Consider the following 3,066-nt stretch of genomic DNA (forward strand, 5'->3'; position numbering starts at 1 on the left):
CTTGTGTCCCTCCATCAGGGGGACAGGTTCCTTGATTCCTAAACAGAAGGAAAATATCCAGCTACGGGAACGATTCCTGTAGTTGGTCTTTCTTTCTGAACCTTTTTAATAGAAGGTCAAGTGCCTGTAAAGTGTTCTATAGCTATGCTATACTGTAAATAAAAGGGGGCGATAGAGTGGGCAGAAAGAAGACAAAAAAGATAGATGATCGCTTTATTATGTCTCCTAAAATTGATTTCGTATTCAAACTAATTTTTGGTGATGAAAAAAACAAAGATATATTGATTGCTTTTCTCAGTGCGGTGTTAAAAATGCAGGTGGAGGAATTTGCGGGTATTGAGATAATCAACAACGAATTGTTAAGAGAATTTGCGGAAGATAAGAAAGGAATTCTGGATGTAAGGGCTAAAATGAGCTCCGGCAAACAGATAGATATAGAGATTCAGATACTGCCCACCCAATTCATGCCGGCCAGGACTTTATTCTATTGGAGTAAAATGTATAGTTCCCAGGCCCGGGCCGGGGATAGTTATGCGGTACTTAAAAAATGCGTAACCATAAATATATTAGACTTCAAATGCATTCCCCTTAATAAACTGCACAGCTGCTACCACTTGACTGAAGATGAAACCGGCTACCAACTGACGGACATCCTGGAGATACATTTTTTAGAACTGCCCAAGCTTTTTGATGAAGCTGTAGAAAAGGATGAAAGCGAACCCGTAACCCAGTGGATGGAGTTCATTGACGGAAGATCCAAAGGAGTGATGGAAATGCTGGCCACTAAAAATGAGGAGATAAAAAAGGCCTTGAGTATTCTGGAAATAGTAAGCCAGGATGAAAAGGCCAGAATGCTTTATGAAGCCAGGGAAGCGGAAATCCGCGACCAGATAACCAGGATTGAGTCAGCCCGCGAGGAAGGCCTCAAGGAAGGTATGGAAAAAGGCATGGAAAAAGGTATGGAAGAAGGAGAAGTAAATGCTCTTGCAAGAACTGCTATAAAATTACTGACTAAAAAATTTGGATTGTTACCAGAGGAAATTAAGACGGGGATATCAAGATTAAACCCACCAACTTTGGATATTATGATTGATGGCATTTTAGATTATGAAAGCCTGGAAGAGATAAAAAAGCATATTTAACACTATTAGGGCCTGCCACGGCCTGCCACGGGAACGGGAGCGACCGAGCCAGGTCGTGACACAAAGGGACACAAGGGGACTGTCCCCCTGTGAAGCTGAAGGAGGTGTCGTTTTTGGGGGTTTCGATTAAGAAACAAGATGAGAAATATAGCTATGCTGATTATCTTAAATGGCCGGATGAGGAGAGGTGGGAGCTTATTGATGGGGTACCCTATAATATGAGTCCGGCTCCTTCAACCGAACATCAAAGAATCTCACGGGATATCGAAATGCAATTTGCCAATTATTTACGAGGTAAAAGCTGTGAAGTTTTTGATGCGCCGTTTGATGTTAGATTGCCCCAGGGTAACGAGAATGACGAAGAGATTACAACGGTAGTGCAGCCTGATATAGTAATAATTTGTGATAAGAACAAGCTGGACAAAAGGGGTTGTAAAGGTGCTCCGGATCTTATAGTGGAAATATTATCACACGCTACTGCCAAAAAGGACTTGCAGGATAAATTCCATTTATACGAGCGTAGTGGAGTCAAAGAATACTGGCTGGTATTTCCCCTGGATAAGGCTATAGATGTTTATATGCTTAATGAAAGTAACAAGTACGAACGAAGCGGGCTGTACCAATACCCGGATAACGACAAGGTTGAGGTCGGCATCCTCCCTGATCTGGAAATTGATTTGGCTTTGGTATTTGGCGAGTGAGACTGCTGCGGGGACGGTTCTTGTGGCTGCCAAGTCAAGACTGCCACGAGACTGTCAAGTCATGATAAACCAGACCTCAAAAAGCTAGTGAACGCCATGCCAAGAACAGCCAGGGGAAAAAAGCAAAACGGGTATTTATCAGGTAGGAATAGGGGAAAGGTTTATTGTCTTGTGTAGTTGGTTATGCTGCCACATAAGACAAGGAACCTCTCCTCTTGTCCTATATACCTTTGATTTCCTGCTATTGACGCTTTTTGCCCTTAGCGCTATACTTTTACCATAACCGACCTACCAGTCGGTCGGAAAATATTTTGGAGCTTATATGCTTATTTGATTGTGGGGAGGGGAACCCGTGAAGGGAAAAGGAAAAAGCCAAGGGCTGTATTTATTGCTGTTTTTGTTGATCTCAATGTCAATGCTGGCAACAGGTTGTGGTAAGGAAAAGGAATTGGTCAAGGAGAGCGCATTGACGGTCAACACGGCCCCGGCGGAAAAGCGCGATATCGCCAAGAGTATGCGTTATTCGGGAATGGTGCGGGGCGAGAACGAGGTATACATAATGCCCAAGATTCCAGCCCGGGTTACGGCGATTCACGTACAACCGGGGCAGAGGGTGAGGGTTGGACAGGTTTTACTCAGCCTGGACAGCAAAGATCTGAATGTGGCGGTGAAGCAGGCAGAGGCGGGTTTGGCCGGGGCGCGTGCGGCCCAGGTAGCTAATGAGCTGAGCTTGGAAAACGCGCGGAAGAATTTTGAACGTAATGAAGAACTGCATAAGGCGGGAGCTATTTCCGACAGCCAGTTTGAAGCGGAAAAACTGAGGTACGAATCCCTGAATTCGGGGGCGGTAGCCGCCAGTGTAGCCCAGGCAGAGGCGGCTCTGGCCAGCCTGCAGAACCAGATGGAAAGTTGCAACTTGACTTCCCCTATAGACGGGCTATTGGGCAGTATTAATCTTTCTCTGGGGGAAACGGCCAATCCGCAGATGCCGGCCGCCATAGTAACAGATACTGGGGAATTAGAAATTGAGCTGCTGGTGAGCGAAGCGGAAGTAAGCTATGTACAAGTGGGCAGTGCGGTTGATCTTTCTATAGAGGCCGCGGGGGAGAAGCCTTTTAAAGGGCAGGTGAAAAGTGTCTCCGTGGTGCCGGATCCGGTTAAGCGCAGTTATTCGGTGAAGGTCAGTCTGTCCAATGCGGATGGTAAAATTAAGTCAGGGATGT

The 3,066-nt window shown here is 45.6% G+C and carries 3 protein-coding genes; all 3 read left to right on the top strand.

Going from position 1 to position 3,066, the window contains the following annotated elements; genetic code table 11:
* Window positions 1-176 precede the first annotated feature (176 nt).
* Window positions 177-1,142, top strand: a complete 966-nt coding sequence (locus tag PHP87_RS11675) for an Rpn family recombination-promoting nuclease/putative transposase (protein ID WP_366942947.1) — start codon at window positions 177-179, stop codon at window positions 1,140-1,142.
* A 113-nt stretch (window positions 1,143-1,255) separates the two neighbouring features.
* On the top strand, window positions 1,256-1,843 hold the full coding sequence (locus PHP87_RS11680; protein WP_299921573.1) for a Uma2 family endonuclease: 588 nt from the start codon (window positions 1,256-1,258) through the stop codon (window positions 1,841-1,843).
* 352 nt (window positions 1,844-2,195) lie between these two features.
* On the top strand, window positions 2,196-3,066 hold an 871-nt coding region (locus tag PHP87_RS11685; RefSeq protein WP_299921575.1), incomplete at its 3' end, for an efflux RND transporter periplasmic adaptor subunit.

The organism is Syntrophomonas sp. (genome assembly GCF_028707975.1).
In the GTDB taxonomy this organism is placed as follows: Bacteria; Bacillota; Syntrophomonadia; order Syntrophomonadales; family Syntrophomonadaceae; genus Syntrophomonas.